A 25,956-nucleotide genomic window follows, 5' to 3' on the forward strand; every position below is an offset into this window, starting at 1 on the left:
GTGAACTACCCGCTGCGGAGTTAGGCTCGGGTCGTGACTTCCCACTACGATGTCGTCGTTCTCGGCGCTGGTCCCGGCGGATACGTCGCCGCTATCCGCGCCGCTCAACTCGGCCTGCGAACAGCGATCGTCGAGCAGAAATACTGGGGTGGTGTGTGCCTCAACGTCGGCTGCATCCCGTCCAAGGCGCTGCTGCGCAACGCCGAGCTCGCCCACATCTTCACCAAGGAGGCGAAGACCTTCGGCATCTCCGGTGAGGTGAACTTCGACTTCGGGGTCGCCTTCGACCGCAGCCGCAAGGTCGCCGACGGCCGGGTCAAGGGCGTCCACTTCCTGATGAAGAAGAACAAGATCGACGAGTTCGACGGCAAGGGCACCTTCACCGGCCCGAACTCGCTCTCGGTCGAGCTCACCAAGGGCGGCACCGAGTCGATCACCTTCGACAACGCGATCATCGCGGCGGGTACCGTCACCAAGCTGCTGCCCGGCACTCAGCTCAGCGCCAACGTGGTCACCTACGAGGAGCAGATCCTCACCCGTGACCTGCCCGGCTCGATCCTCATCGTCGGCGCGGGCGCGATCGGCATGGAGTTCGGCTACGTCCTGAAGAACTACGGCGTCGACGTGCGCATCGTGGAGTTCCTCGATCGCGCGTTGCCGAACGAGGACGCGGACGTCTCCAAGGAGATCACCAAGCAGTACAAGAAGCTCGGCATCACCATCACCACCGGTGCGGCCGTGCAGTCCATCGAGGACGACGGCGCCAAGGTCACCGTCGCGATCAAGGACAACAAGACCGGGTCGATCGAGACCGTCACCGTGGACAAGGTGCTGCAGGCCGTCGGCTTCGCCCCGCGCGTCGACGGCTACGGCCTGGAGACCACGGGCGTCGTGGTCACCGACCGGGGCGCGATCGGGATCGACGACTACATGCGCACCAACGTGCCGCACATCTACGCGATCGGCGACGTCACCGGAAAACTGCAGCTCGCGCACGTCGCGGAGGCCCAAGGCGTGGTCGCGGCCGAGACCATCGCGGGTGCGGAGACCGTTCCCCTCGGCGACTACCGGATGATGCCGCGCGCCACCTTCTGCCAGCCGCAGGTCGCCAGCTTCGGCCTGACCGAGCAGCAGGCCCGTGACGAGGGCTACGACGTGAAGGTCGCGACCTTCCCGTTCACCGCCAACGGCAAGGCCCACGGCCTCGGCGACCCGACCGGTTTCGTCAAGCTCGTCGCCGACGCCAAGTACGGCGAGCTGATCGGCGGGCACCTCATCGGCCCGGACGTCTCCGAACTGCTGCCCGAACTCACCCTCGCGCAGAAGTGGGACCTGACGGTCAACGAGCTGACCCGCAACGTCCACACTCACCCGACGCTCAGCGAGGCCCTCCAGGAAGCCTTCCACGGCTTGGCCGGCCACATGATCAACTTCTGATCCCATCGCGTCGAAAGGGCGTGCGTTCGATGATCGCACGCCCTTTTTCGCTGTCCGGCAAAGTTTTCCGCGCCGGTAGGGCCGTCGGCGGTCGGCATCGGTGCGAGCGTTCTGCTATACAGCGTGCATGTTTCGCAGGTGGCTGATCGGAAGTGTGCCGGTGCTCGTCGTGGTGGTGCTGCTGGGGACGGGCACCTTCTACCTGATGAAGGCGCGCACCTTCCAGTTGGCCGGTCACGTGGTCAGCCGGGTGGACACCGACGCGCGGGTAGTCGCGCTGACCTTGGACGACGGGCCGTCCGATCGCGCGCCCGAGGTGCTGAAAGTCCTCGCCGACGCGCAGGTTCCGGCGACCTTCTACCTGAACGGGCGTGATCTCGCCGAACACCCGGAGTACGGCCGGGCGATCGCCGCGGCGGGCCACGAGATCGGCAATCACACCTATTCGCATCGGCGGATGGTCTTCGTGACGCCCGGCACGGTCCGCGACGAAGTGGAGCGCACGGACGCCGAGATCATGCAGACGGGTTACGTGGGCCCGATCACCTTCCGTCCGCCTTACGGCAAGAAGTTGTGGGTGCTGCCGCATTATCTCGCCGAGCACGACCGCGTCACCGTGACCTGGGACGTCGAGCCCGATTCCGGCCGGGCCGGCGTTACCGCGGACGACATCGTCGCCGAGACGCTCGGCAAGGTCCGCCCCGGGTCGATCGTTCTGCTGCATGTCATGCACGGCAACGCCGAGCCCTCGATCGCCGCCATCCCGCGCATCGTCACCGAATTGCGTGCCGCGGGATACCAATTCGTCACGGTGTCCGATCTCATGTCCCGCTGATCCGACCGGCCCGGCGCACGGCCGTCGTCGACGGCGGTCGATGCGCGGGGCTGCTGGGCGACGGCGGATTTCGCAGCCCGCGCCGACCGGGAGCCGGGGCCGATCGGTCGGCGCGGCGAGGTCCGGTCGGCGGCGCGCATCAGCCGCCGCGAGGTGGGGCGGGGCACGGCGTATCCGCTACTGCTACGCGCGCCCACGCCCCGATCCGGCGTCTGTTCTGGCCACCCAGTCGTGGGCGCTCTCGGCCCGGCTCTCAGCCGGACGGGCCGCCCTGCTTCGCCTTGTGCGGGGCAAGTGGGCTATGCCCGCGCGGCCGCAGGCGCCGACGGAGGCGATGCGCCGTAGCGTCGGTGTTCGTGGCGCAGGATTCGTTCGGCTACCCGGCGGCCGGGAGCATGCCGTAGGCGTGAGTCGGGGTGAACAACACCAAGGCGCGGCGGTCGGTGACCATCGCGTCGCGGTATTCGTCCCAGTCCGGGTGCTCGCCGGTGGCGGTGCGGTAGTAGTCGACGAGTGCGTCGACGGTGGGGTCGTCTGGCTCGGCGGCGACGGGGGTGAGTTCGACCGTGCCTTCGAGGACGGCATACGCGAAGAAATCGTCGCGGGTCACGTGCAGCGCCGCCCACGGGTCTCGGACGAGGTTGTAGTACTTCGCCCGGTCGGCGGTGATGGAGATGCGGATGCGGCCATCCGCGCCGACGACGTGCAGCACGTTGGACAGTTGCGGTCGTCCGTTGCGGCGAATCGTGGTGAGCACGGACCTGCGGTGGTCGCGGGCGAAATCGACTGCGGCGGCGAGTTCCATGCCCGTGTAACCCGTGGTGACGCTGGTCTCTTCCCGTCAGTCGCGGTGGTAGGCGGCCTGCGCCTCGCGCACGCGCGGCATGTTGGTTTCCAGTACCCGGATGAGCGCCTCCAAGCGGTCGGCCACCTCGACACCCAGGTTGGTGAGGGTGTACTCGACCCGGGGCGGAATGGTTTCCTGCACCTCGCGGTGCACCATGCCGTCGCGTTCCAGGGCCTGCAGGGTCTGCGACAGCATGCGCTCGCTGACGCCGTCGACCCGCCGCCGCAAGGCGCTGAACCGGTACGGCCCCTCGCGCAGCGCGACCAGCGCCAGGGTGCCCCAACGACTGGCGACGTTCTGCAGGACCGGCCGCGACGTGCAGTTCCGGGCGAAGACGTCGGCTTCCAGCGTGGGATCGTCGGCGTCCGCCGAGGCAATGCGCTGGGTGGACATACTTCGATAGTACCCAACTTGACCATAGTGGCTACAAGGTGCATAGTGCTTACGAATAGTTAGTGCTATTCGAACATGCCGAACTTGGAGGTAGTCATGACCGTCGCGGTGACCGGGGCCAGCGGACAGCTGGGCCGGCTCGTAGTGGACGCGCTGTTGAAGGTGGGATCGACACCGGTCGTGGCGATCGTGCGCGACCCGGCGAAGGTGGCCGACCTGGCCGAGCGTGGCGTGGACGTCCGGCAGGCCGACTACGACGACGCGGCCGCGCTGGACCGGGCGCTCGCGGGTGTCGACCGGGTGCTGCTGGTCTCCGGTAACGAGTTCGGCGCGCGCGTGGCGCAGCACACCAACGTCATTCGCGCCGCTGAGCGGGCCGGTGTGGAATTGCTCGCCTACACCAGCATTCCCGGCGCGACCGACAATCCGCTCATTCTCGCGCAGGAACACAAGGGCACCGAAGCGGTGCTCGCCGAATCGGCTGTGCCACACACAGTGCTGCGCAACGGATGGTACTGGGAGAACTACCTGGGCGGTCTGGCGCACGCGGTGGAGTCCGGCGTGCTGCACGGCGCGGCGGGTGAAGGTCGCGTGGCGGGCGCGGCGCGGGCAGACTACGCCGAAGCCGCCGCCCGGGTGCTGACCACCGACGGCCACGCGGGCCGGGTATACGAACTCGGCGGCGACGAACGGCTCACCTATGCCGAACTGGCCGAGGCGATCTCGGAGGCATCGGGCAAGCCGGTGCGCTACGAGAACCTTCCGCAGGCCGACTATGCGGCTGGTTTGACCGGGGCGGGATTGCCCGCCCAGTTCGCCGAGGCACTTGCCGACGCCGACGCCGGTATCGCACAAGGCATCCTCGACGTCCGCTCCGGCGACCTGGCGCGACTGCTCGGCCGCCCGGTGACTCCCGCCGTCGACGTCTTCCGCGCTGCGCTCGCCTGACATCATCCGAGCCGCTCGAGGAGAGGGCGAAGCGGGACCGGGCAGGCGCTGTTCGCGGCCCGGCTGGCGTCCGAGTGGCCGCCGCGTGCGCGACGAAGTCGCCAGCGGCGGCCACTCGGACACAACTCAGACCCACTGCACCAATTGGATGATGATCCCGTTCGGATCGCTCATCTGGAAGTACCGCTCGCCCCACTCCTCGGTTTCGATGGGCGTCACGATCGGCACGCCCTCGGCTCGCAGCCGGGCGTATTCGGCATCGATGTCGTCGACGACGAAGACGACGAGCAGGCCTTCGCCCGCGCTGCCCGCCGCGCTCCGCGGTTTGAAGCTCGCCAGTCCGGTGCGCAGGTAGATGACGTTCAGTCCGGCGTCGTCGCGGTCCAGCGAGACGAACCCGTCGGCCGACATCTTCTCCTCGAAGCCGAGGTGCTCGATGAGGAACCGCGCCGAGGCGGCCGGGTCGGGAACGTTGAGCGAGATGGCGGAAGCGGTGATGTGCATGGGCCCTCCTCGGCGGAAAAACTCCGTACTAAGTACACTGTACTTTGTACGGAGTTAATGGGCACTGCGCATTATGAGGTGCGTCACATCGATACCATCGGGAAGCGAGGCGGTTGAGGAGGCGAGCGATGAGACAGCCGAAGGAGCGCAGCGGCGCCGGTGACCCGGTGCGCACGCTGGAATTGCTGTGGCGGATTCCGTCGGAGCCGGGCACCGGCCGGGGGCCGAAACAGCGCAGCAGCGTCGATGCGGTCGTCGCCGCCGCGATCGAGATTGCCGACGTGGAGGGAATCGCAGCGGTCACGATGCGTGCGGTCGCCAACCGGCTCGGCCTGACCCCCATGGCCACCTACACCTATGTGCCGGGCAAATCCGAACTGATCGACCTGATGCTGGACACGGTGTACGCGCGGATGGAGCGCGCCGACCTCACCGGTCTGCCCTGGCGCGAGCGGGTCGCCCGGATCGCCGCCGAGAACCGCGCCCTGCTGGCCCGTCATCCGTGGGTGGCGTATCTGCCGACCACCCGGCCACCGCTCGGGCCGGGCCTCGCCGCGAAATACGACCACGAGCTGGAGGCCTTCGCGGACCTCGGCCTCGACGACCTGGCGATGGACGCCGCTCTGACCTTCGTGCTCGGCTTCGTCACGTCCGTCGCCCGCATCGCCATCGACAGCGCGCGGGCGGCGGCCGACAGCGCCATGTCCGACGGTCAGTGGTGGGAGCGGGCCGCGCCGGTGCTGGCGCAGGTCTTCGACGCGCGGCGGTACCCGCTCGCCGCGCGCGTCGGGACAGCCGCGGGCCAGGCGCACGACGCCGCCTACAGCGCCGACCATGCCTACGAGTTCGGGTTGACGCTGGTGCTGGACGGTCTGGCCCGCCGTATCGAGGGCCGGTCCGACTAGAGGCCGTCGCGTTGGATGCGCAGGGCGGTGATCGTGGCGGCCAGCCCGTCGTATTGGTTGATCAGCAGGACGATCTCGATCAGACTGCGCTCGTCGTAGTGCTTCGCCAGCTCGGCCCAGGTGTCGTCGTCGAGGTCACGGGTCTCCACCAGCTGATCCACGGCGGCCAGCAGCGCGCGGTGCTTGTCCGACCACTCCGCCGCCTCGGGGCCTTTGCGCAGCCGCTCCAGGATTTCGCTCGTCACCCCGGCGCGCCGGCCGAGCCGGATGTGATGGTCCATCTCGTACTCGCACCCGCGCAGATGTGCGACCCGGATGATGACCAGCTCGGACTCGTGGCGGGGCAGCCGCCCGCCTGGCATGAGCTTGCCCGAGAAGTGCAGCCAACCGCGGAACAGGCCGCGGGTGCGGCCCAGCGTGCTGAACAAATGGGCGTCGTGGGTGCCCGCGGCGCGGGAGAGCACCTGCCAGACAACCCAATTGAGCGCCCCGAGTTCCCGGAGCCGTCCGGGCGAGATGCGTGGTTGCAGCGCTGAAACCATGCCGGTTGCCACCTCCGCGTGGTCTGTGCGGCCGGCGTCGGTGCCGACCGAGATGAGAGCCTACTTGGCAGTATCCCGTCCGGCGCGCCACCATTCTTTTGCTTTCCAGTGGTTTTCAGCGGGGTACCCCGTCATCATCAGTACCGGTGCGGGTCGCCGCGGTCGCAGCGCGTTTCCGCGGCGTCAGGTGTGGACAACAGGTCGTCAGGGGAAAAGATGCTGGTGAGGATCAGGCCGGGAGCGGAGCTGTCCGGCGCTGAGCGGGAATTCGTCGCGTGCCTGAGGTCGTATCCGACGACCGGCCTCGCCGTGATAGATCTCGAGGCGGACAACCGGCGTGTCGACGCGGTGGTGTGGACCCCGCGCGGGTTGACCGTGCTGGAGGTGCACGGGTTCCAGCGCAGGCAGAGCGGCATCCTGAGCACACCGGCCGAAGGGCCGTGGACGATCAGCGACGCGCCGGTGGAGCTGGACGACCCGGAGAACGGAAGCCCCGCCGAGCGCGTGGAACACGGCATCTACGCGGTCAAGCACATGCTCCAGCGCGCGTTGCAGGACCCGGGACACATCAGCGGCGCCGTCGTGCTCGTCCCCTTCCGCGGCGCCGTGGTGCGCCCGGCGCGCACGAATCTGCGTCCGGGGTTGGACGTGGTCGTCGGGAATGTCACCGACGCGACCGAACTACGCATCTACCTGGAGGGTTTCTCCGCGGGACCGCGCGACTGGACCGCGGACCGGGTGATCGGCGCGTGCGGCGCGCTCGGCCTGGCGGAAACCGCGCCGTCCCGTGCGGAGCTCCTCGAGGCGGGCTTCGAGGAGAACGCGCCGGAACCGGTCACCACCATCCCGCGCACACCGAAGCCGCGAGTCGAGCCGACGGCGGGCGTCGCGACGAAAAGCCAGGCCTATGCGGGCTGGTCCGTCATCGTGATCGCCGTTGTCGGGGTCCTGTTCGTGCTCGGCGTGATCGCCACCGCGTTGGCGCACGACTCGGCCCAGCCGATCCCGGCGACCGGCACGACGAGTCCGACGCCGTCGCCGCCGGCGTACCGGCCCACCCAGTGCTACCCCTTCCAGCAGCACTGCTGAACGGTCAATCCCGCACGGCACGGCCCAGTTTGGTCAGGCGCATGGCGTACTGCGCTCGGGCCAGCACATGCGTTCGCGAGGTGTCGATATGGGCGGTGAGCGTCGCCAACGCCGCGTCCACCGCACCGGACACCAGGTGTTCGGCGATCGCGATGTGCTCGGCGGTCATCGTGGCGATGCGTTCCGGAGTCGGCATGTCCAGCGTGCGCACCGGACGCACCCGGACGTGCACGGCGGTGAGCGCGTCGGCGAGCGCGGCGTTGCCCGCGGCTGTGAGCAGGGTGGTGTGGAAGTGTTCGTCGGCGGCCACCAGCGCGGGGCCCGGTTCGGGTGGGGCGTCGCGCAGTGCGCGCCAGGTGTCGAGTTCCGTGCGCACGAGATCCAGATCGTGCGTGGGCGCCTCGCCGGGCGGGGCCACGCGTTGCATGCCCCTGGCTTCCAGTACGAGCCGCAACTCGTAGAGGTGATCGAGTTCGTCGAGCCGGGGACGGTACGGGTAGAGGCCGTCGGCGAGCCGCTCGACCAGTCCGTCCGCTTGCAGTCGCGCCAGCGCCTCGCGCACCGGCGTGCGCGACACGCCGTACGCCTCGGCGAGGCGTTCTTCGCCGAGCCGTTCGGTCGGCACGATGGCTCCGGTGGCCAGATCCCGGCGCAACGAGTCGTACACCTGCTCGCGCAACGGAATCCGGCCCCTGTCGCGGGGCACGGCGGCGCTCAGATCGCCATCGCCGAGCGGACTTCGCGCTCGGCGCCCGCCCCACCCGCGCCCGTGGAGGTCACCCGGCCCGATCGCAGCACGTAGTAGCGCTGCGCCGCCTGCAATGCGAAGCCGATGTGCTGTTCGACCAGCAGCACGCTCAGCCCGCCGCGCCGGGTGAGATCGATGATGGTGCGCTCGATCTCGGCGACCACCGACGGCTGGATGCCCTCGGTCGGCTCGTCCAGGATGAGCAGCTTCGGCTCGGTGATCAGCGCCCGCGCGATGGCGAGTTGCTGGCGCTGGCCACCGGACAGCAGGCCCGCCTTCCGGGTGAGCAGCTCGCGCAGCGCGGGAAACAGGTCCAGCGATTCATCGATCAACGCCTTGCCCCGTTTGCGGCCGTCGGCGACCACTTGCAGATTCTCCGCCGTGGTCAGTTGCGGGAAACTTTGCTGTCCCTGCGGCACATACGCGATCCCGCGGCGCACCCGGCGCGACGGCGACAGTTTGGTGATGGTCTCCCCGTCGAACTCGATCCGGCCCGACTTCGTGCCGATCAGCCCGACGGCGGTGCGCAGCAACGTGGTCTTCCCCGCGCCGTTGTGCCCCATGATGGCGACCACGCTGTCGTCCGGGACGGTCACGGAGACGCCGTGGATCACCTCGGTGCGGCCGTAACCGGAGTGGATATCGGTGAGTTCAAGCATCACTGTCCCCTTTCTGGGGTGACTCCGGGCTCGGCGCGATCGACGCGTCCTCCAGCTCGGTCCCGACGGCCGCTGCGGTGCCGAGGTAGACCTCCTGGACTTTCGGGTCCGCCTGCACCTGTTCGACGGTTCCCTCGCTGAGCACCTTGCCGCCGGCCAGGACGGTGACCGAGGTGGCGAAGGCGCGCATGAAATCCATGTCGTGCTCGACCACGACGACCACCCGGTCGCCGCCGATGCGGCGTAACAGATTGCCGGTTTCCTCGCGCTCCTCGGCGCTCATCCCGGCCACCGGTTCGTCCAACAGCAGCACCGACGCGTTCTGCACCAGAAGCATGCCGATCTCCAGCCATTGCTTCTGCCCGTGTGCGAGCACCCCTGCGGGTTTGTCGCGCAGGTCGGCAAGGCCGGTGGTCTCCAGCGCCTCCTCGATCGCGGGCAGCACCGTCTTGCGGCGGCGCAGCATGGTGAGCGCCGAACGGCCGGCGCCCGCGGCGATGTCGAGGTTCTGCAGCACGCTGAGCTGCTCGAACACGCTCGCGGTCTGGAACGTTCTTCCGACACCGAGCCGGGCGATCCGGTGTACCTTCTGGCCGAGCAGTTCCACGCCGGTCTTCTGCGCGGAGCCGGTCGCCGGGACCAGTCCGGTGATCGCGTCGATGAGCGTCGTCTTGCCCGCCCCGTTGGGGCCGATGAGGAAGCGCAGATCGCCCTGCAACACCGTCAGATCGACGTCGGTGACGGCCTTGAAACCGTCGAAACTCACCGAGAGACCGCGGATCTCGAGGTACTCGCTGGACATTCCGGCGTTGCCGCCGAGCTTCGGTTCGTGCGTCGTCTCGGTCATCGCGATTCCACCTTCTCCGTCGCGGATTCCGGCAGCGCCTCGACCACCACCGTCGCGGGTGCGGGCGCGGAACGCCTGCTGTCCAGCAGGCCTTTCAGCATCGGCCACAATCCGGCCAGACCCGCCGGAACGAAACCGACCACCACGATGAACAGCACGCCTTGCAGATACGTCCACCCCGAGGGGAACTCCTCCGACAGCGCCGTCTGCGCCCACGCCACGCCGATCGCGCCGAGCACCGGCCCGAGCAGCGTGGTCCGGCCGCCGATCGCGACGCCGATGAGGAACGCGATGGACGGGACGACGCCGATGTCGGCGGGGGAGATGATGCCGACGATCGGGGTGAACAGGGCGCCTGCGATGCCCGCGAAGAACGCGGCGACCACGTAGGCGACGATCTTGACGTTCGCCGGATCGTAGCCCAGGAAACGTACCCGTTCCTCCTGATCGCGCACCGCGACGAGCAACTCGCCGTAGCGGCTGTGCATCAACTGCCGCACCAGCGCGACCACCACCAGCAGCGCGGCCGCGGCGAAGAAGAACAGCATGCGCCGGTTGACCGGGTCGGACAGCTTGAACCCGAAGAACGCGCGGAAATCCGACAGGCCGGTGAACCCGCCGATGCTCTGCTGACCGGTCAGCAGGATGGCCAGCGCGGCGGCCAGCGCCTGGCTGAGGATGGCGAAGTAGGCGCCCTTCACGCGGCGCTTGAAAACGCCGTAGCCCAGCACCGCGGCGATCAGAGCGGGCAGCACGAGGATGCCGATCAGCGCAACCGGAGCCGACGCGAACGGCTTCCAGAACGAAGGCAATTCGCGAATGCCCGCGATCTCCATGAACTCCGGCACGTCGTTGCCCAGCCGGGCGGCGTCGGCCATCTGCAGGTGCATAGCCATGATGTAGGCGCCGATGCCGAAGAACACACCTTGTCCCAGGGTGAGCATTCCGCCTCGGCCCCAAGCCAATCCGATGCCGACCGCGACGATCGCGAAGCACAGGAACTTCGCAAGCAGGTTGAGCCGGAAATCGCTGAGCAGGGCGGGCGCGATCGCGAACAACAGAACGGCGGCGACGGCGAATCCGGCCAGCGCGCCGAGCGAGGAGTGCGCGCGCCACCGTTGTATCAGCGTGGTCATGCCAGGCTCCTTGTCCGGACGGTGAACAGACCCTGCGGGCGGACCTGCAGGAAGATCACGATGACGACGAAGACGATGACCTTCGCGATGGACGCGGTGGTCGAGTATTCGATGTAGGAATTGAGCAGCCCGAGCGCGAACGCCGCGATCACCGTGCCTTTGATCTGACCGAGCCCGCCGATGACCACCACGAGGAACGCGTCGATCAGGTAACTCTGGCCGATGGTCGGGCTGGTCGAGCCGATCAGCGTCAGCGCCACACCGGCCACGCCCGCCAGGCCCGAGCCGATGAAGAACGTGCTGATATCCGTGAAACGACTGGATACGCCGGAGGTTTCGGCCAGGCCGCGATTCTGCACCACCGCTCGGATACGGCGGCCCAGCGGCGTCGTCTTGAGCACCGCGGCCAGCGCGGTCACCGCGACCACCGCGAGGACCAGGATGAAGATGCGCGTCTTCGGCACCACCGCGCCCAGGATCGTGACGCCGCCGCTGAGCCATTCCGGCGCGATCACGTTCTTGGCGGGTGCGCCGAAGATGTCGCGGGCCAATTGTTGCAGCACCAGGCCGACACCGAAGGTGACCAGCAGGGTGTCCAGCGGCCGGTCGTACATCCAGCGGATCAGGCCCATCTCCAACGCGGCGCCCAACAGTCCGCCGACGAGGAAACCGATCAGCAGGGAGATGACGAGCGAGACGCCCGCCGACGAGACCACCTTCTGCACAACATAAGTGGTGTAACAACCGGCCATGATGAACTCGCCGTGCGCCATGTTGATCACGCCCATCTGACCGAATGTCAGCGAGAGACCGAGCGCGGCGAGCAAGAGAATGGATCCCAGACTCAGCCCGGTGAAGAGCTGTCCGATCACAACATCCATGGGGAAGGCTCCTGTGTTGGATTTGCCGCGACTTCGTCGCGGCGTGTTCGCGGCCCCCTTGTGGCTCGCGTTTGCGCGACCGAGCCGCGAACGGCGCATGCTCGGTCTCGCTTCGCTCGAAACCTGGAGCTGAGGTGCGCTGGGCGCGTTCGGTGTGCGCCGGAGGATCTGGTGTTCGCCTACCAGTGGCTCTCTTCGTTCACCTCCGTGGCTAGCGCGGTGCGCGTTGAGCGCTTGTGACCAGGGACCGAAGCTGTGCCGGAAGCGGTATGGCCGAAAGCGGCATGCGCGGAATCGGTGGCCGTGCCCTGCGGCTAGTTGCCGCAGGGCCTGCGATGCCTGCGCCGGTCCGATGCTGTCCGCGGCCCCCCTCATTACGCGCTCCGCGTGACCGCCGTCGCGACTGTGTCGCCGGGCGGGCACCGGTAGCTGGGCCGCGGACAGCCGCGGACTACTTCAGGCCCTTGGCCCAGTCGTAGGACTTCAGGTAGGGGTCCGGCGTCACGGCCTTGCCGGAGTCCCACACGGTGTAGATCAGTCCGTCAGGGCGGATCTCGCCGATACGGGCGGTCTTGGTGATGTGGTGGTTGGCGCCGTTGATGGTGACCAGGCCCTCGGGCGCGTCGAACGTCACGCCGTCGGCGGCGGCCTGGATGTCCTCGACCTTGAACGACTTCGCCTTCTCGACGGTGTTCTTCCACAGATAGACCGACGCGTAGGCGGCTTCCATCGGGTCCGAGGTCGGCTTGTCGGCGCCGAAGGCGGCCTTGTAGTCGGCGACGAACTTCCGGTTCACCGGGCTGTCGACGGTCTGGTAGTAGTTCCACGCGGTGAGCTGGCCTGCGATGTTCTGCGCGCCGATGCCCGCCACTTCCTCTTCGGCGATCGAGACCGAGACCACCGGCATCTCGGCGGCTTTCAGGCCCGCGTTGGTGTACTCGCGGAAGAACGCGACGTTGGAGTCACCGTTGAGAGTGTTGAACACCGCGCCCGCCTTCGCGGCGCGAACCTTGTTCACGATGGTGGAGAAATCGGTGGAGCCGAGCGGGGTGTAGTCCTCGCCCTTGATCTCGATGCCGTTGGCGGCGGCGTACGCCTTGATCTCGCGATTGGCGGTCTGCGGGAAGACGTAGTCACTGCCCACCAGGTAGAGGGAGGTGATGCCCTTCTGCTTCAAGTAGTCCAGGGCCGGGACGATCTGCTGGTTGGTGGTGGCGCCGGTGTAGAAGATGTTCTTGCTGTCCTCCAGGCCCTCGTACTGCACGGGGTAGTAGAGCAGCGAGTTCAGGCTCTCGAACTTCGGCTTCATCGCCTTGCGGCTCGATGAGGTCCAGCCACCGAACACCGCGGCGACGCAGTCGGAGCTGATCAGCTTCTCGGCCTTCTCCGCGAAGGTCTTCGGGTCCGAGGCGCCGTCCTCTAGTACCAGGTCGATCTTCTTGCCGAGCACGCCGCCCGCGGCGTTGATCTGGTCGACCGCGAGCTTGGTCGAGTTGGCGACGGTGACCTCGGAGATGGCCATCGTGCCGGACAGGGAGTGCAGTGAACCGACCTTGATCGTGTCCTTCGACGTGTCGACGCAGGACGCGGCGCCCGAGCCGGTGGTCGAGGCGTCGTCCTTCGCGCCGCAGGCGGTCAGCAACAGGCCGGCGAGCGCGACCGCGGTGGGTACCGCCATCGCTCGCACCAAACGCCCGGAGCGATGGGTGGCACGGAAACTTGGCATGGGGCGAGCCCTTTCCTCATCAGGTATCGCGGCGGCGTCGGCAGGACGCCGCGTCGAACACCGCCGTCTTCGCCCCGCTCACGGCTGTAGACGGGGCTGTATACAACGGCTGTATTCGTGAAGGAACGGTAGACAGGAGTTGTTGCGCCGGAATATCTCTCGATGACAAGTCCGTTTCGTCTGTTTCGCCGATGTGAACCTTTCCTGCGAACGGCTGGTGAACAGTTGTGAGATCCCGGCAAACCCGCTGGCCGGGGCGGATGTGGCTACGGTTGCGTAGCGTCGCCGCGATACGGCACGCTTCGATTCGTACGACGTCTGAACCGTCCCATGCCGCGGCGGCGGGCCGCGGACTCGAGTCGAGGAGGACCAGGTGGGCCACTACAAGGCGAACCTGAGGGATATCGAGTTCAACCTGTTCGAAGTGCTCGAGCTGAACAAGCTGCTCGATACCGGGGCCTACGGCGACCTCGATTCCGACACCGTCCGGGAGATCCTGTCCGAGGTGAAGCGCTTGGCCGAGGGGCCGGTAGCGGACTCCTTCGCGGCGGCCGACCGCGATCCGGTCGTCTACGACGCCGCCACTTTCTCGATCTCTGTTCCGGAGCCGCTCCGTAGGACCGTCGTCGCCGTGCGCGACGCGGACTGGAGCAGGCTCGGCATGCCGGAGGGCATGGGCGGCACCCCGGCCCCCGCGACGCTGGTCTGGTCGGTCGCCGAGATGATCACCTGCGCCAATCCGTCGGCGTCGTTCTTCAACATGGGCCCGGTCATGTCGTCCGTGCTGTTCGAGGTCGGCACCGAGCAGCAGCGGCACTGGGCCACGCTCGGATTCGAGAAGGGCTGGCAGGGCACCATGGTGCTGACCGAGCCCGACGCCGGTTCCGACGTCGGCGCCGGGCGCACCAAGGCGATCAGGCAAGAGGACGGCTCCTGGCACATCGAGGGTGTCAAGCGCTTCATCTCCGGCGCGGAAGTCGGTGACACCGCCGAGAACGTCTTCCATCTGGTGCTGGCCCGTCCCGAGGGCGCCGGGCCGGGCACCAAGGGGCTGTCGCTGTTCTACGTGCCCAAGTTCCTCTTCGACCCCGAGACTTTGGCACTCGGCGACCGCAACGGCGTGTACGTCACCGGGGTCGAGCACAAGATGGGCCTGAAGTCCTCGCCCACCTGCGAGTTGACCTTCGGCGGCCACGGCACGCCCGCCAAGGGCTGGCTGGTCGGTGACGTGCACAACGGCATCGCGCAGATGTTCCAGGTGATCGAGAACGCGCGCATGATGGTCGGCGTCAAATCCTCCGGCACCCTGTCGACCGGTTACCTCAACGCGCTGACCTACGCCAAGGAGCGCGTTCAGGGCGCGGATCTGACGCAGATGACCGACAAGGCCGCGCCGCGTGTGGCCATCACCCAGCACCCGGACGTCCGACGTTCGCTGGCCATGCAGAAGGCGTACGCGGAGGGTTTGCGGGCGGTGTATCTGTACACCGCCGCCCATCAGAACGCCGATGTGGCGCAGCTCGTTTCGGGCGCCGACCCCGAGCTGGCGCACCGGGTGAGCGATCTGCTGCTGCCGATCGTCAAGGGAGTCGGTTCGGAGCGGGCCTACCAGTACCTGACGGAATCGTTTCAGACCTTGGGCGGATCCGGATATCTCCAGGACTACCCGATCGAGCAGTACATCCGGGACGCGAAGATCGACTCGCTGTACGAGGGCACCACCGCCATCCAGGCGCAGGACTTCTTCTTCCGCAAGGTCATTCGCGACCAAGGTGTGGCGCTCGGCCACGTCAACGCGCGGATCGCGGCGTTCCTGGACGCCAAGACCGGGCGGTTCGACACCGAACGCGAACTACTGCGCACGGCCGCCGAGGACGTACAGGCCATGGCCGCCTCGCTCACCGGCTTCCTGATGGCCGCCCAGCAGCAGCCCACCGAGTTGTACAAGGTGGGTCTTGGTTCGGTGCGTTTCCTGCTGGCGGTCGGCGATCTGCTCATCGGCTGGCGGCTGCTGGTCCAAGCGGAGATCGCGGCCGCCGCGCTGGCCGCCGACGCACCGGAGAAGGACCGCGCTTTCTACGCCGGAAAGGTCGCCGTCGCGAGCTTTTTCGTCAAGAACGTGCTGCCGACGCTGAGCGCGGTGCGCGGAATCGTCGCGACGCTGGACAACGACATCATGAACCTCGAAGAAAGTGCGTTCTAATCGGCCGCGACTTCGTCGCGGCGTGTTCGCGGCCCTCTTGTGGCTCGCGTTTGCGCAGCCGCCGCTTGCTCCTTCGTCGCCTACGCGACGGCCCCGCAAACGCGAGCCGGGCCGCGAACGGCGCATGCTCGGTCTCGCTTCGCTCGAAAGACGTAGTTGTGGTGCGCTGGGCGCGTCGAGTCTCGGGCCTCGGCATCGAGTGCGCTGTTCGGGCGGGTGATGTCGCTCGCGGCGGGTTCAGGGTTCGGGCTGGGACAGGAGTTTGAGCACCACGGGACGGGACAGGGTGCCGGAGACCTGACGGGCGAGGTGGTTGGCGCTCGCGCCCGCGGCGTGGGCGGCGCGTAGGGCGGTAGCGAGTTCTTCGCGGGCGGCGTCGGCGGCGGCTTGGGCGTCGCGGAGACGCTGGGCGGCTCGGTCGACTCCGGCCGCCTCGTCGTCGGCGGTCAAGTCATTGACCAGCTCGACCTCGGGCAGGCGTGCTTCCCGTTCGCCGGGGGCCGCGTCGCGGCGCATCGCCGCCCTGGCGAACTCCATCAGGAACGCGCGGGTGGCGTTCCCATCCTCCGCGGCGGCCTCGCCGAGCAGCAGTTTGGTGGTCTGCGGAACGGCGAGTGACCAATTGGCCAGGCCGCACAGGGCCAGCAGCAGGCGGCCCGCGTTCGCGGAGTCCACGTCGAACTGTTCCTGCGCGCGATCGAATTTGCGCACGTAGTGCGCGGCGCGCCAGCCGTCGATGTCGTGCGCGTCGGCGCCGCGATGCAGTGCCTCCCAGAGCATCAGGCGCAGTAGCTGGGGGTTGTCCCGGTGATAGTCGTACAGCTTGCCGACGTACGCGCCGGGTTCGGTGTCGGCCAGCGGCTTCACCACGTCGATGAACTCGCGCAGGGTGTCGATCAGGATGACGTCGAACAGCTTGTCCTTGCTGCCGAACAGTCCGTAGATGCGTTCCTTGTTGACACCCGCCGCGTCCGCGATCCGGTCGACCCGCGCGCCGGCCAGCCCGTGCTGCGCGAACTCGTCGCGGGCGGCGCGCAACAGGGCCTGCCTGGTCGCGTCACTGCGTTTCATCGTGGCGGTCATGACGGACACTTTACCATTCCATTAAACCAACTATTTGGTTGACAACGCGGCTCGCCAGGGCCTACCTTCGACCCATGGCAATGCCCACTCTTCAGTCCGTGGCTCCGGTCCGGACGCGCACCCGAGTCGTCTCGTCGCGTGCCCACACCGGGCGCACCCTGCCCTTCTTCGTCTTGGCCGCACTGCTGGCGACCGGCCAGATGTACGTTCCGATCCCACTTTTCACCGCCATGCGGGCCGACTGGAGCGTCGGTCCCGCCGTGATGACCTGGATCATCAGCGCGTTCGCCTTCGGCTACGCCGGCGGCTTCGTCCTGTTCGGGCCGCTGTCGGATCGCTATGGGCACCGCCGGGTGCTCGTCACCGGGATGCTGGTGGCCGCAGCGGTCACACTATTGACCGGTTTGGCGTTCAGCGCTCCACTGGCCGTCGGCCTGCGGGTGGCGCAGGGGCTGGTGGTCGGCTCGATCCCGCCCGCGATCATGGCCTACGTGGCGACCCGCATCGCTCCCGCACACCGTGCCGTGGCCACCATGTCCGTGGCCACGTCGTTCCTCGCGGCGACGGTGGTCGCGCAGATCGTGTCGCAGTGGATGGTCGCCGCATTGCCGTGGCGCACCGTGTTCGTCGCCTCCTCGGCCGCTTTCGCCGTGCTCGCGCTGGTGTTGCGGTCCGCGCTGCTGGCCGACGCGCCCACCGGCCGGGACAAGCCGCTGCGGCACAGCTACGCCGCCATTCCGGCGGTGCTGCGCATCCGGGCGCTGGTGCCGATGCTGATCGCGGGCGCGATGAGCATGGCGGTGATGGTCGGGGTGTACACCGGCCTCGAACTGACCGGAGTGGTTCGAGGCGCGGGCGAACTACTCGCGCTGCGTGCGGGCGCGCTGCCGGTGATGGTGGCGCTTCCCCTGCTCGCGGTGCCGCTGGCCCGGCTGTCCAAGCACGGTCAGATCGCGCTGGGCGTGCTGATCGCCGCCGCGGCGATGGTGGTCGCGACCTTCGAGGGAACTCACCCGGCCGTGCTGGCCGTGCTGCTCGCCGTTCTGGTCGGCGGCCTGGGCATCATCGCGCCGGCCGTGCTGCAGAGCGCGGGTGAACTGGGCGGTGAATCCCGCGCGGCCGCGATGTCCGTCGCGATGTTCTCCTTCTACGTGGGCGCGACCATCGGCCCGCTGGTCGCTGCCGCCGCGGCGCCCCACGGCTTCGCGACCCTCGCCTGGACGCTGGCCCTGTTGCTCGTCGCCGCACTGGGTATGACGGGGATCGGTCTCCGCATGCAGAGGTCGACGGCCGCCTGAGCGAACAGGATGTCCGGCCGGTATCGGTGCTCCGATACCGGCCGGATGTTCGTTCAGGGACGGTGCCGCAACGAAATCACCTGAGCTGTCAGCATTTTTTCGGGCTCCGGACCATTCCAGACCACTTCGATTTCGGTGTCGTGATATTCCCGGGCCACGTCGCGCAGCATCGCGACCGCCGCGGCGCGCGCCTGCTCCGGTGCGGCATCAGCGGCGATCTGCGCCAGCCGACCGCAGAGCATCCCGCCCCGCGTGTCCAGGACGCTGTGCCGCCAACCTTCCGGCGTCGCGATCAGCACGATCGACGCGGGCATGGGGTACCGCGAATCGCCGGCCATAGCGACAACCTACGGAACCGGTGGGACTACTTCAGCACGTACGGCGATACGGAGCTGCGGTGTTCGCTGATGTCGAGCACTTTGCCCAGGGGTGGGAAGGCGCGCTGCGGGCAATTGGCGCGTTCGCAGACTCGGCAGCCCGCACCGATCGGCGTCGGCTGCACTTCGTCGAGATCGATGCCGTCGGCGTAGATCACGCGGGCCGCGTGCCGCAATTCGCAGCCGAGACCGATGGCGAAGGTTTTGCTCGGCTGGCCGAAGCGGGTGGCGCGGCGTTCCACCGTGCGCGCCACCCAGAGGTATTTGCGGCCGTCGGGCATCTGCGCGATCTGGGTCATGATCTTGCCCGGGTAGGCGAAGGTCTCGTAGACGTTCCACAGCGGGCACGTGCCGCCGCTGGCGGAGAAGTGGAAACCGGTGGCGGACTGGCGCTTGGACATGTTGCCCGCCCGGTCCACCCGCACGAACGAGAACGGCACGCCGCGCAGCGACGGCCGTTGCAGCGTGGAAAGCCGGTGGCAGATGGTCTCGTAGCTCTGCGTGAAGAACGCCGACAGCCGCTCGATGTCGTAGCGGAAGTCCTCGGCGACCTCGTGGAAATGCGTGTACGGCAGCACCGTCGCCGCGGCGAAGTAGTTGGCCAGCCCCAGCATGGCCAGCTTGCGGGCGTCCTCGGAGGCGAAATTGCCTTCCTCGACCAGCTTCTCCAGCAGCTCGCCGCACTCGAAGTAGGCCAGCTCGGCGGCCAGTTTGAAGGTTCGCTGCCCGCCGGACAGGTGCGGCGCGATCTCCAGGGTGCGGGTCTGCGGGTCGTAGCGGTGCAGCACGCCTTCGCCGAGATCGATGCGCTCGATGATCCGTACGTCGTGGGCGCGCAGAATCCTGGCGATCTCGCTGTTCACGTCGCCGCCGTGGAAACGGATGCGCGCGGTGAGATCCTCGGCGGCGGTGTCCAGCTCGTGGATGTAGTTCTGGCGCTGGTAGAAGTAGTCGCGCACCTCCTCGTGCGGCTTGCTGATCGCGCCGCTGCCCGCGCCGTCGGCGAACCGGTCCTCGGTGGCGGCGGCCAGCTGGGCGGAAGTGTTGCGGTAGCGGTTGTGCATGTTGACCAGCGCGCGGGCCATGCTCGGGTGCGCCGAGACGATATCCGCGATCTCCTGGGCGTCGGCCTCGATGCCCAGCTCCTCGTCCATCACGACCTCTTGCAGTTCCGCGATGAGCCGGGTGTCGTCCTGAGCGGAGAAGAAGGTCGTGTCGACGCCGAACACGTCGCTGATCTTCAGCAGCACCGGCACGGTGAGCGGGCGCACGTCGTGCTCGATCTGGTTCAGGTAACTCGCCGAGATCTCCAGCTGCTGGGCCAGCGAGACCTGGCTCAGTCCGCGTTCGGTCCGCAGTTGACGCAGCCGAGCGCCGACGTAAGTCTTGGCCATGCGTCCAGCTTATGGGTGCTTTCGCATCCGTGCCAATTTCCGATTAACACTCCTCGCGGACAGGTGTCGTACCCGGCGGCTACCGTCGGCAGGGTGTTGTTCTCGGATGTCGTGCTGGCCTCGGAGACCGTGCGGGCGACCAGGTCACGCAAGACGAAGATCGCGACGCTCGCCGCGCTGCTGACCGCGGCCGCGCCGGAGGAGCTCGTGCCCGTGGTCGCCTGGGCGTCCGGCGAACTGGCACAGGGGCGGATCGGTACGGGGTGGCGCACGCTCACCACGCTCGACCACGCACCCGCGCCGGTGCCCACGCTCACCGTGTCGGCGGTGCACGCGGCGCTCAGCGAGCTGGCCGTTGTCTCCGGCGCCGGTTCCGCGGCCAGGCGCAAGGAGCTGCTCGCGGCGCTGTGGTCCGCGGCGACGGCGAACGAGCAGGGCTTCCTGGTACGCCTGCTCACCGGGGAACTGCGCCAAGGAGCGCTCACCGCCCTGGTCGCCGAAGCCGTGGCGGTCGCCGCGGACGTGCCGCCCGATGCGGTGCGCCGGGCGTACATGTTGTCGGGCCGCCTGCCGGTCACCGCCGTCGCGGCGCTCACCGGCGGGGCCGCGGCGCTCGCGGAGTTCCGGCTCGAAGTCGGTCGTCCGATCCAGCCCATGCTCGCCTCGCCCGGTGCGACGCTGGACGAGGCGCTGCTCGAGTTCCATGGCGAGGTGAGCGTCGAGCACAAACTGGACGGCGCGCGCATTCAGGTGCACCGGGACGGCGACCGGGTCCGGATCTTCACCAGGACGCTGCGCGAGATCACCGCAGGCGTTCCGGAACTCGTCGAGCTGGTCGCGGGCCTGGACTGCACGAGCGTCGTGCTGGACGGGGAGACGCTGGCGCTCACCGACGCCGGACGGCCGCGTCCGTTCCAGGAGACCATGAGCCGGTTCGCCGAGGTGAGCTCCACTAGGGAGTTGCTGCTGCATCCGTACTTCTTCGACTGTCTGCACCTGGACGGGCAGGACCTGCTCGACGCTCCGCTGTCCGAGCGGCGCGCCGCGCTGACGAAGGTGGCCGCCGAGCACACCATTCCCGCGCTGCTGCGGCCGGATGCCGATGCGGCCGCGGAATACTTCGACGCCGCGCTGGCCGCGGGGCACGAGGGCGTCATGGTCAAGTCGTTGACCGCGCCGTACGCGGCGGGCAGACGGGGCCGGGCCTGGCAGAAGATCAAGCCGACGCACACCCTCGACCTGGTCGTGCTCGGCGCGGAATGGGGCTACGGCCGCCGCACGGGCTATCTGTCGAACCTGCATCTCGGCGCGCGCGACCCGGAGGGCGGCGAGCCGGTCATGGTGGGCAAGACCTTCAAAGGACTCACCGACGCGCTGTTGCGGTGGCAGACCGACGAATTCCCCCGCCACGAGCGCTCGCGTGATCAGCACACCGTGTACCTGTGGCCGGAACTCGTCGTCGAGATCGCGCTGGACGGCGTGCAGGTCAGTTCCCGCTACCCCGGCGGTGTCGCTCTGCGTTTCGCTCGTGTGGTGCGGTATCGCCCCGACAAAGAACCCGCCGACGCGGACACCATCGATACCATTCGGGCACTACTGCCGTGATGTGAAGCGTGGTCGCTCCCGCGCCGGGCGCGTGTCGGGCGTGCCGAGCACGTCGAGCCACTGTAAGTATGGGCAGCGCAAGGTTCCGGATGGCCCCCACAACGCAGTGGTCCGGCCGGTTCGTGCTTCCGGACAAGGAATCGGCGGGCGGGTGGGATGATGCGAAAATCGCTGTGCGGACGGTATGTCCTGCTGTTGGCGGCACTCCTGGGCGCCTTGGCGGTGAGTGCGGTCGGTACGCCCGTGCGGGCGAATCCGATCGAGCAGTTCCTCACGCCGTCGCGCGAGTATCCGGGAATCCTGCCCACGCCGCTGGACGATCCCTTCTACACGCCGCCGCCGGGCTTCGAGAGCCTGCCTCCGGGAGCGATTCTCGCGTCCCGTGCGGGCGGAACGGGCCTGACCGCGTTCCCGTTGCGGTCGACCGAACTGTTGATCCGGTCCACCGATTCGAAGGACCTGCCGGTGCCCGTGGTCGCGACATTGCTCGTGCCGCAGGCCCCGTGGAACGGACCGGGGCCGCGTCCGGTGCTGTCGTTCAATGCCGCGATCGACTCGCTCGGGCATCGGTGCGCACCGTCCTACAAACTCAGGAACGAGCCGACAGCCGAGTTCTGGGCCGCCCAGATTCCGCTGTCCAAGGGCTACGCCGTGCTCGTGCCCGACCATCAGGGCCCGCGGCAGGCGTACGCGGCGGGACTGATGGCCGGGCACGCGGTGCTCGACTCGATCCGGGCGGTGGTGAACACGCCGGAGTTCGGGTTGCGACCGGAAGCGCCGACCGTGGTCACCGGATACTCCGGCGGCGCCATCGCGAGCGGATGGGCCGCACAACTGGCCCCGCGATACGCGCCCGAGCTGAATCTGGTGGGTGCGGCGTTCGGCGGTGTCCCCGCCGACTTCGACATGCTGCTGTCCACCATGAACGGACGCAACGCCGCGTCCGGAGTTTTCCTGGCCGCCACCCTCGGACTGGCGCGAGAGTACCCCGAGCTGCTCGGCCTGATGAACGACGACGGCTGGCGGCTGGCTCAGGTCGGCAAGGACCTGTGCATGACCGCGGAGGAATTCGGCGGCGCCCTGGCGCCCATTCCGGTGCAGGCGCTCACCCATGCCGCCGCGCCCACCGACCTGCCGATGGTCAGGGAGATCCTGGCCGCCAATCGGCTGGGTGCGAGCGCGCCGACGGTGCCGGTGTTCCTGTATCACGCCACGCACGATCCGTGGGTGCCGCTGGCCGGTGCGGAGAAGCTCTACGCGGACTGGTGTGGCGCCGGAACGCAGGTGGATTTCCAGGTCCATTTCGGCGAGCACTTCCTCGTCGGACTCAGCGGCATCCCCGGCGCCAACTCGTGGATCGATGACCGGTTCGCCGGTCGGCCCGTCGCCCCACACTGCACCCGGACCGGCTGACCAGGACGGATCAGACTAGTACACGGAGGCCGGACGAAGTTCCGGTAACCGGCATGACTGTGCCGTCCGGGGGTGCAGCACACTGGAGGCGTGACCGTCGAATTACTGGTTCTCCTGATCGTCATCGTCACGGCGCTCGCATTCGATTTCACCAACGGCTTCCACGACACCGCCAACGCCATGGCGACCTCGATCGCCACCGGCGCGCTCCGGCCGCGGGTGGCGGTCGCGCTCTCGGCGGCGCTGAACCTGGTCGGCGCGTTCCTGTCGGTGGCCGTCGCCGCCACCGTGGCGAAGGGCATCGTGCGACTCGACGCCGTCGGAGGCCAGGACCTGATCGTCATCGTGTTCGCCGGCCTCGTCGGCGGAATCCTGTGGAACCTGCTCACCTGGCTGTTCGGCCTGCCGTCGAGTTCGTCGCACGCGCTGTTCGGCGGTCTGATCGGGGCGACGCTGGCCGCGCTCGGCTGGAGCGGGGTGATCTGGGCGTCCGGGTCGGACGGCGTGGTCACCAAGATCATCTTGCCTGCGGTACTCGCGCCCATCGTCGCCGCGCTGATCTCGGCGATCGGCACGTGGCTGGTGTACCGGATCACGCGCGGCGCCGAGGAGGGCAAGGTCACCGAGGGATTCCGCTGGGGCCAGATCGGCTCCGCCTCGCTGGTCTCGCTGGCGCACGGCACGAACGACGCGCAGAAGACGATGGGCGTGATCTTCCTCGCGCTCGTGGCGCACGGGACGCTCACCAAGGACGACGACCTGCCGCTGTGGGTGATGGCCGCGTGCGCCCTCGCCATCGCGGCGGGCACCTACCTCGGCGGCTGGCGGATCATCCGGACGCTGGGCAAGGGCTTGGTCGAGATCGACTCGCCCCAGGGGCTCGCGGCGGAATCCGCCTCGGCCGCGATCATCCTGACCTCCGCCCACTTCGGGTTACCGCTGTCCACCACGCAGACCGCGACCGGCTCCATCCTCGGCACCGGCCTGGGCAAGGGTGCCGAGGTGCGCTGGGCCGTGATGGGGCGCATGGTGGTCGCATGGCTGCTCACGTTGCCGCTGGCGGCGGTCGCCGGGGCGATCTGCTGGGGCATCGCCCACGTCATCGGCGGACTGGCCGGGGTGCTGGTGGTCTTCGCCCTGCTGGTCGGGTTGTCGACGCTGATGTACCTGCGGTCGCGGCGCGATCCGGTGCACACCGGCAACGTCAACGAGTGGCCGGGCGAGGGGGCCGACCCGTCCGCGGTCACGCCGGTCACGGACGATCGGACCGCGCCGCCTGCGGGCGGCCGGACCACGTCGGCGGACTCCAACCGCTCCGCCCAGGTGTAGGAGGACCAGGCGTGCACACTCTCGTCACCAATCTGAACGCCCTGTGGAAAGTCATCGTGGCCGGGCTGGTGCTGGGCGCCGGTCTGCCGATGATCTTCGCGATCGGGGTGCGGTTCTGGTCGATGACCGCGACCACCGACGCGGGCACGGTGCGGCGTAACTATCCGGCCCTCGCGGTCGCGCTTGCCTGCTTCGTGCTGGTCGTCGTTGCGATCGTCACCGGCATTCTGTACACGGCGAAGGCGTTCCTGGCGGCCAAATTCGGCATCCATCTGTTCGGGCAGGCGTAAGGAGTGCCAGCGTGACCGATCCAGTGAAACCAGCCCCGGTTCGGCCGAAACTGCTCGGCAAAGTCGTGGGTTGGCTGCGCGCGGGCTACCCGCAGGGCGTGCCGCAGTCGGACTACGTGGCGTTGTTCGCCGTGCTGCACCGGCACCTCACCGACTACGAGGTGGTCGCGATCGCCGAGGAACTGGTCGCTTCGAACTCGGGCAGCGAGATCACGCACACCGAGATCGAGGAGGCCATCGCGCGGCTCGCCAAGGAGCAGCCGGACGAGCATGACGTGGCTCGCGTCGCGTCCCATCTGGCCGCCGGCGGCTGGCCGCTGGCCGATCCGCCCGCCGATTCCGACTGACCCGAGCCGCCGCCGATGCCTCCCTTCCTGCACGCGATCATCAGCTGGCTGCGGGTGGGATACCCGGACGGGGTCCCGGAAGCCGACTACATCCCGCTGCTCGCCCTGCTGCGCCGCCGCCTGTCCGACGCGGAGGTGGCCCGGATCGCCGCCGAGCTGGCCGGCTCCGGCGGCGCGGACATCGACCAGACCGACATCCAGGTGATGATCACCAAGATCACCAACGACATGCCGTCCGAAGCCGACGTGGCGCGGGTGCGCGCCCGGGTCGAGGCCAATGCGTGGCCGGGCGAGGACTGATCACGGGTGTCCGCGCGGGCCGCTGAGATAGGGGAGGCGGCGCACGCCCGCCGCGACCTCGTAGGCGAGATCTTCATAGCCCAGCGACAGTTCGGCGAGGCGCTCCCAGGCGTTGTGCACGGCCCATTCCGGCGCGCCGGAGAGGATGTCGTACGCGCTGGCGGAGAACTGCGCGAGCCGATCGACCACCATGCCCACGGTTTCGGTGTGCATGTGTGCGCCGCCGTGCGGCGGTGACGTCTCGGTGGCGACCCAGCGGTCGATGACGAGCACGAGGCGGGCGCGGTGCCGGTCGATCTCGTTCGTCCCGCCCGGTGCACAGCGCAGGCGGCGCTGGTGTAATCCCGCGAGTAGGTGAGCCGACTCCAGGACTGGGTGGGCGCGATGCGGCGCGATGCGGCAAGCCTTCAGGACGAGCTCTTTGGTGGGCAGCGGTTCCACTGCGTCAACCCCCTGGATCGAATTTTCGCGCCGGGCGTCACCTGAAGGATCATCGGCGATGCCGCCCGCCCGGACGCGGCAATCGGAACCGAGTGCGCAACGGCGCGGTGTCCCACGGCGATTCGAGGACGACGAGGCCGACCGCTTCCAGCGCGGTGAGCCCGACGGGGCGCACCAACTCCTCCGTCAGCGAAACCATCTCCGCCGCTTGGATAGCCGCCGTCGCCTGCTCGGTGTTCACCATCCGGCCACGCAGATAGGACACCACCCACGCGTCGTCACTGACCCGCCGCGCCTGATGCGGCGTCCGATCGCTCACGATCCACATGCGGTCGACGACGTGCACGGACATCAGAACCCCCTCCCCGCCGGAGCGGGT

General features: G+C 68.3%; 28 protein-coding genes. 13 read left to right on the forward strand and 15 right to left on the reverse strand.

Translation table 11 applies throughout. The features are described 5' to 3' along the window. Positions 1-33 precede the first annotated feature (33 nt). Both lpdA and ABZW96_RS05890 read left to right on the forward strand, forming a co-directional pair. Positions 34-1,437: a dihydrolipoyl dehydrogenase gene (lpdA, locus tag ABZW96_RS05885; RefSeq protein ID WP_355071727.1), complete on the forward strand. Its 1,404-nt coding sequence runs from the start codon at positions 34-36 to the stop codon at positions 1,435-1,437. Between the two features lie 127 nt (positions 1,438-1,564). Next, positions 1,565-2,272, forward strand: coding sequence for a polysaccharide deacetylase family protein (locus tag ABZW96_RS05890; RefSeq protein ID WP_355071729.1), 708 nt, complete (start codon positions 1,565-1,567; stop codon positions 2,270-2,272). A 376-nt stretch (positions 2,273-2,648) separates the two neighbouring features. Here the strand turns inward: ABZW96_RS05890 and ABZW96_RS05895 are convergent, their stop codons facing one another. Beyond that, positions 2,649-3,077 (reverse strand): PPOX class F420-dependent oxidoreductase, encoded by a 429-nt coding sequence (locus ABZW96_RS05895; protein ID WP_355071731.1) that lies wholly within the window; start codon positions 3,075-3,077, stop codon positions 2,649-2,651. A 36-nt stretch (positions 3,078-3,113) separates the two neighbouring features. Continuing rightward, positions 3,114-3,512: a helix-turn-helix domain-containing protein gene (locus tag ABZW96_RS05900; protein WP_355071732.1), complete on the reverse strand. Its 399-nt coding sequence runs from the start codon at positions 3,510-3,512 to the stop codon at positions 3,114-3,116. Between the two features lie 96 nt (positions 3,513-3,608). On the opposite strand from ABZW96_RS05900, the gene ABZW96_RS05905 reads away from it, so the two are divergent. After that, positions 3,609-4,460 carry an SDR family oxidoreductase gene (locus tag ABZW96_RS05905; protein WP_355071734.1) on the forward strand — a complete coding sequence of 284 codons (852 nt, stop codon included), beginning with the start codon at positions 3,609-3,611 and terminating at the stop codon, positions 4,458-4,460. Between the two features lie 126 nt (positions 4,461-4,586). On the opposite strand, the gene ABZW96_RS05910 is transcribed toward ABZW96_RS05905, so the two are convergent. Further along, positions 4,587-4,964, reverse strand: coding sequence for a VOC family protein (locus ABZW96_RS05910; protein WP_355071736.1), 378 nt, complete (start codon positions 4,962-4,964; stop codon positions 4,587-4,589). Positions 4,965-5,092: 128 nt separating this feature from the next. Between ABZW96_RS05910 and ABZW96_RS05915 the strand changes: the two genes are divergently transcribed. Beyond that, the gene (locus ABZW96_RS05915; protein WP_355071737.1) at positions 5,093-5,869 is read left to right on the forward strand and encodes a TetR/AcrR family transcriptional regulator C-terminal domain-containing protein; all 777 of its coding nucleotides are present in this window, start codon (positions 5,093-5,095) and stop codon (positions 5,867-5,869) included. Here ABZW96_RS05915 and ABZW96_RS05920 read toward each other — a convergent pair. Beyond that, positions 5,866-6,399 carry a carboxymuconolactone decarboxylase family protein gene (locus ABZW96_RS05920; protein ID WP_355072125.1) on the reverse strand — a complete coding sequence of 178 codons (534 nt, stop codon included), beginning with the start codon at positions 6,397-6,399 and terminating at the stop codon, positions 5,866-5,868. The genes ABZW96_RS05915 and ABZW96_RS05920 overlap by 4 nt on opposite strands. A gap of 228 nt (positions 6,400-6,627) precedes the next feature. Here ABZW96_RS05920 and ABZW96_RS05925 point away from each other — a divergent pair, with 228 nt between their 5' ends. After that, on the forward strand, positions 6,628-7,500 hold the full coding sequence (locus ABZW96_RS05925) for an NERD domain-containing protein (protein ID WP_355071739.1): 873 nt from the start codon (positions 6,628-6,630) through the stop codon (positions 7,498-7,500). A gap of 4 nt (positions 7,501-7,504) precedes the next feature. Here ABZW96_RS05925 and ABZW96_RS05930 read toward each other — a convergent pair whose 3' ends face one another. The 6 genes from ABZW96_RS05930 to urtA form a co-directional block, all read right to left on the reverse strand. Continuing rightward, a complete protein-coding gene (locus ABZW96_RS05930) occupies positions 7,505-8,206 on the reverse strand; it encodes a GntR family transcriptional regulator (RefSeq protein ID WP_355071741.1) in 702 nt (233 codons plus the stop codon). An 8-nt stretch (positions 8,207-8,214) separates the two neighbouring features. Continuing rightward, a complete protein-coding gene (urtE, locus tag ABZW96_RS05935) occupies positions 8,215-8,907 on the reverse strand; it encodes an urea ABC transporter ATP-binding subunit UrtE (protein WP_355071742.1) in 693 nt (230 codons plus the stop codon). Further along, entirely contained in the window at positions 8,900-9,754 is an 855-nt protein-coding gene (gene urtD, locus ABZW96_RS05940; protein WP_355071744.1) for an urea ABC transporter ATP-binding protein UrtD, read from the reverse strand. The genes urtE and urtD overlap by 8 nt, the downstream gene beginning before the upstream one ends. Next, positions 9,751-10,890, reverse strand: a complete 1,140-nt coding sequence (urtC, locus tag ABZW96_RS05945) for an urea ABC transporter permease subunit UrtC (RefSeq protein ID WP_355071746.1) — start codon at positions 10,888-10,890, stop codon at positions 9,751-9,753. Before urtC ends, urtD begins: the two co-directional genes overlap by 4 nt. Next, on the reverse strand, positions 10,887-11,771 hold the full coding sequence (urtB, locus tag ABZW96_RS05950; RefSeq protein WP_355071747.1) for an urea ABC transporter permease subunit UrtB: 885 nt from the start codon (positions 11,769-11,771) through the stop codon (positions 10,887-10,889). Before urtB ends, urtC begins: the two co-directional genes overlap by 4 nt. 451 nt (positions 11,772-12,222) lie before the next feature. Continuing rightward, positions 12,223-13,497, reverse strand: coding sequence for an urea ABC transporter substrate-binding protein (gene urtA, locus ABZW96_RS05955; protein ID WP_355071748.1), 1,275 nt, complete (start codon positions 13,495-13,497; stop codon positions 12,223-12,225). Between the two features lie 373 nt (positions 13,498-13,870). Between urtA and ABZW96_RS05960 the strand changes: the two genes are divergently transcribed. Beyond that, the gene (locus tag ABZW96_RS05960; protein WP_355071750.1) at positions 13,871-15,700 is read left to right on the forward strand and encodes an acyl-CoA dehydrogenase; all 1,830 of its coding nucleotides are present in this window, start codon (positions 13,871-13,873) and stop codon (positions 15,698-15,700) included. A 237-nt stretch (positions 15,701-15,937) separates the two neighbouring features. On the opposite strand, the gene ABZW96_RS05965 is transcribed toward ABZW96_RS05960, so the two are convergent. After that, the gene (locus tag ABZW96_RS05965) at positions 15,938-16,783 is read right to left on the reverse strand and encodes a TetR family transcriptional regulator (RefSeq protein WP_355071752.1); all 846 of its coding nucleotides are present in this window, start codon (positions 16,781-16,783) and stop codon (positions 15,938-15,940) included. Positions 16,784-16,857: 74 nt separating this feature from the next. Between ABZW96_RS05965 and ABZW96_RS05970 the strand changes: the two genes are divergently transcribed. After that, positions 16,858-18,081, forward strand: coding sequence for an MFS transporter (locus tag ABZW96_RS05970; RefSeq protein ID WP_355071753.1), 1,224 nt, complete (start codon positions 16,858-16,860; stop codon positions 18,079-18,081). A 53-nt stretch (positions 18,082-18,134) separates the two neighbouring features. Here ABZW96_RS05970 and ABZW96_RS05975 read toward each other — a convergent pair whose 3' ends face one another. Continuing rightward, the gene (locus ABZW96_RS05975) at positions 18,135-18,419 is read right to left on the reverse strand and encodes a hypothetical protein (protein ID WP_355071755.1); all 285 of its coding nucleotides are present in this window, start codon (positions 18,417-18,419) and stop codon (positions 18,135-18,137) included. A gap of 26 nt (positions 18,420-18,445) precedes the next feature. After that, positions 18,446-19,852 carry an acetate metabolism transcriptional regulator RamB gene (ramB, locus tag ABZW96_RS05980; RefSeq protein WP_355071757.1) on the reverse strand — a complete coding sequence of 469 codons (1,407 nt, stop codon included), beginning with the start codon at positions 19,850-19,852 and terminating at the stop codon, positions 18,446-18,448. A 93-nt stretch (positions 19,853-19,945) separates the two neighbouring features. Here ramB and ABZW96_RS05985 point away from each other — a divergent pair, with 93 nt between their 5' ends. The 6 genes from ABZW96_RS05985 (at position 19,946) to ABZW96_RS06010 (ending at position 25,136) form a co-directional block, all read left to right on the forward strand. Continuing rightward, entirely contained in the window at positions 19,946-21,457 is a 1,512-nt protein-coding gene (locus tag ABZW96_RS05985) for an ATP-dependent DNA ligase (protein WP_355071759.1), read from the forward strand. 156 nt (positions 21,458-21,613) lie between these two features. Continuing rightward, positions 21,614-22,870: a lipase family protein gene (locus ABZW96_RS05990; RefSeq protein WP_355071761.1), complete on the forward strand. Its 1,257-nt coding sequence runs from the start codon at positions 21,614-21,616 to the stop codon at positions 22,868-22,870. 90 nt (positions 22,871-22,960) lie between these two features. Continuing rightward, complete coding sequence (locus ABZW96_RS05995) at positions 22,961-24,199, forward strand: inorganic phosphate transporter (protein WP_355071763.1); 1,239 nt, start codon at positions 22,961-22,963, stop codon at positions 24,197-24,199. 11 nt (positions 24,200-24,210) lie between these two features. After that, a complete protein-coding gene (locus ABZW96_RS06000; protein WP_355071765.1) occupies positions 24,211-24,489 on the forward strand; it encodes a hypothetical protein in 279 nt (92 codons plus the stop codon). An 11-nt stretch (positions 24,490-24,500) separates the two neighbouring features. Further along, positions 24,501-24,836 carry a DUF3349 domain-containing protein gene (locus ABZW96_RS06005; protein ID WP_355071767.1) on the forward strand — a complete coding sequence of 112 codons (336 nt, stop codon included), beginning with the start codon at positions 24,501-24,503 and terminating at the stop codon, positions 24,834-24,836. A gap of 15 nt (positions 24,837-24,851) precedes the next feature. Continuing rightward, positions 24,852-25,136: a DUF3349 domain-containing protein gene (locus ABZW96_RS06010; RefSeq protein WP_355071768.1), complete on the forward strand. Its 285-nt coding sequence runs from the start codon at positions 24,852-24,854 to the stop codon at positions 25,134-25,136. Here ABZW96_RS06010 and ABZW96_RS06015 read toward each other — a convergent pair whose 3' ends face one another. Further along, the gene (locus ABZW96_RS06015) at positions 25,137-25,577 is read right to left on the reverse strand and encodes a DUF4254 domain-containing protein (RefSeq protein WP_355071770.1); all 441 of its coding nucleotides are present in this window, start codon (positions 25,575-25,577) and stop codon (positions 25,137-25,139) included. Between the two features lie 49 nt (positions 25,578-25,626). After that, on the reverse strand, positions 25,627-25,929 hold the full coding sequence (locus ABZW96_RS06020) for a hypothetical protein (RefSeq protein ID WP_355071772.1): 303 nt from the start codon (positions 25,927-25,929) through the stop codon (positions 25,627-25,629). Positions 25,930-25,956: the final 27 nt, after the last annotated feature.

This window comes from Nocardia sp. NPDC004168 (assembly GCF_040610355.1).
Lineage (GTDB): Bacteria > Actinomycetota > Actinomycetes > Mycobacteriales > Mycobacteriaceae > Nocardia > Nocardia sichangensis.

Coding starts and splice junctions, on each gene's coding strand:
- ABZW96_RS05890 (WP_355071729.1), top strand. CDS start 1,565: ATGTTTCGCAGGTGGCTGATCGGAAGTGTGCCGGTGCTCGTCGTGGTG.
- ABZW96_RS05895 (WP_355071731.1), bottom strand. CDS start 3,077: ATGGAACTCGCCGCCGCAGTCGATTTCGCCCGCGACCACCGCAGGTCC.
- ABZW96_RS05900 (WP_355071732.1), bottom strand. CDS start 3,512: ATGTCCACCCAGCGCATTGCCTCGGCGGACGCCGACGATCCCACGCTG.
- ABZW96_RS05905 (WP_355071734.1), top strand. CDS start 3,609: ATGACCGTCGCGGTGACCGGGGCCAGCGGACAGCTGGGCCGGCTCGTA.
- ABZW96_RS05910 (WP_355071736.1), bottom strand. CDS start 4,964: ATGCACATCACCGCTTCCGCCATCTCGCTCAACGTTCCCGACCCGGCC.
- ABZW96_RS05915 (WP_355071737.1), top strand. CDS start 5,093: ATGAGACAGCCGAAGGAGCGCAGCGGCGCCGGTGACCCGGTGCGCACG.
- ABZW96_RS05925 (WP_355071739.1), top strand. CDS start 6,628: ATGCTGGTGAGGATCAGGCCGGGAGCGGAGCTGTCCGGCGCTGAGCGG.
- urtE (WP_355071742.1), bottom strand. CDS start 8,907: ATGCTTGAACTCACCGATATCCACTCCGGTTACGGCCGCACCGAGGTG.
- urtD (WP_355071744.1), bottom strand. CDS start 9,754: ATGACCGAGACGACGCACGAACCGAAGCTCGGCGGCAACGCCGGAATG.
- urtC (WP_355071746.1), bottom strand. CDS start 10,890: ATGACCACGCTGATACAACGGTGGCGCGCGCACTCCTCGCTCGGCGCG.
- urtB (WP_355071747.1), bottom strand. CDS start 11,771: ATGGATGTTGTGATCGGACAGCTCTTCACCGGGCTGAGTCTGGGATCC.
- urtA (WP_355071748.1), bottom strand. CDS start 13,497: ATGCCAAGTTTCCGTGCCACCCATCGCTCCGGGCGTTTGGTGCGAGCG.
- ABZW96_RS05965 (WP_355071752.1), bottom strand. CDS start 16,783: ATGACCGCCACGATGAAACGCAGTGACGCGACCAGGCAGGCCCTGTTG.
- ABZW96_RS05970 (WP_355071753.1), top strand. CDS start 16,858: ATGGCAATGCCCACTCTTCAGTCCGTGGCTCCGGTCCGGACGCGCACC.
- ABZW96_RS05975 (WP_355071755.1), bottom strand. CDS start 18,419: ATGGCCGGCGATTCGCGGTACCCCATGCCCGCGTCGATCGTGCTGATC.
- ramB (WP_355071757.1), bottom strand. CDS start 19,852: ATGGCCAAGACTTACGTCGGCGCTCGGCTGCGTCAACTGCGGACCGAA.
- ABZW96_RS05990 (WP_355071761.1), top strand. CDS start 21,614: ATGATGCGAAAATCGCTGTGCGGACGGTATGTCCTGCTGTTGGCGGCA.
- ABZW96_RS06010 (WP_355071768.1), top strand. CDS start 24,852: ATGCCTCCCTTCCTGCACGCGATCATCAGCTGGCTGCGGGTGGGATAC.
- ABZW96_RS06020 (WP_355071772.1), bottom strand. CDS start 25,929: ATGTCCGTGCACGTCGTCGACCGCATGTGGATCGTGAGCGATCGGACG.